The organism is Flavonifractor sp. An306, assembly GCF_002159455.1.
In the GTDB taxonomy this organism is placed as follows: domain Bacteria; phylum Bacillota; class Clostridia; order Oscillospirales; family Oscillospiraceae; genus Flavonifractor.
The window spans coordinates 1-1,225 of the sequence record NZ_NFIQ01000199.1 but is presented as its reverse complement, the minus strand read 5'-3'; the positions used below and the strand labels follow the sequence as shown (position 1 = coordinate 1,225).

The 1,225-nt window shown below is 53.5% G+C and carries 1 protein-coding gene; it reads right to left on the bottom strand.

Features of this window, described 5'->3' with window-relative positions; genetic code table 11:
- Positions 1 to 1,072: IS66 family transposase (locus tag B5F88_RS19575; RefSeq protein WP_140402228.1), on the bottom strand; the 1,072-nt coding region annotated here is incomplete at its 3' end.
- Between the last annotated feature and the right edge of the window lie 153 nt (positions 1,073 to 1,225).

Sequence of the window (1,225 nt, the reverse complement as noted above, 5' to 3'; positions counted from 1 at the left end):
GAAGCGTTTTCAACGCATCCGTGAATTTTCGTCTCATATGTGCCCAGCAGCCCGCAACTGTGATCTCCTGCGGCAATTTGCAGTGGTATGCCTCATACCCATCTGTATGTAGCAGCCCAGTGAAGCCCTGCAGAAAATTGCTTGCACACACACCGGAGCGGCTGGGCTGGTAATCGTACAGCACCACTGGGCTTACCGCATCGCCGGATGTCCGATATACCCACACATAACTCTTTTGCCTGGCCTGCCTGCCATCCTCCCGCAGCACAGTCAACGTGGTCTCGTCCGCGTGGAGGATCTCACTCTTCAGCAGCTCCTGGTGCAGAGCATGAAAAAGGCTGGGGAAATAATGCTGATACGCATAGATGATCCAATTGGACATGGTTTGCCGGGAAATCGACAGCCCCCTCCGCTGCAGCTCCTGTTCCTGCCGGTAAAGGGGAAGGGCCAACGTATACTTGCTGTTCATAATATGGGCCAACAGGCTTGGTGAAGCCACCCCGCTTCCAGGAATCAGTGGGGCGGGAACCTCGCTTTTCCGCAGAAAGACATGGTCGCTGTTCCTTTCACAGCACCTGCACGCATATACCGTCTGTACATGTTCCACCACTTTATATTGCGCGGGAACATAGGCCAGTTCCCGGCGCAGCACCTCATGACCGCAGGCATGCAGTTTCCCGCCGCACTCCAAACAGACCTGTTCGGCTTCCGGCAGTTCATGGATGACTTGTTCCACGGGAAGGCCAGAAAAATCCAGTTCCCGTTTTCCTTTCTGCTTCCTCCGCTTATATGTGACCTGCTCCAGTTCTGGTTCCGGCATCTTTGCACATGACTCCGATTCCGCCTCCTGGAACAGCGACACCTGTTCCAGGATCGCCTGTGTCTGTTCGCTGGACGCACCAAAACGCTGCCCTCGCGCAAGCCGAAGCTGCTGTGTCAGCCAGTCGATCTGCCGATGCAGGAATGCGATTTCATCTTCTTTTTTATCCAGCAGCGCGCGCCACTCCGCTGGGCTTCTCTCTTTTGTTTTCATATTTAAATTATAGCAAAAAAGTGCCGTGATTTCAATCATCACAGCACTTTTCTGCTTTTTAGATATCTTTCTTATGGGACTTGAACGGCACAATAGATCGACTCAGAAGATATGTAAACTCTTTCTCGCTGATCTCGACCACACGGCCAGACTCTCCTTTCGGCCAGGGGTATGTGCCGCTCTGGGCCCGCC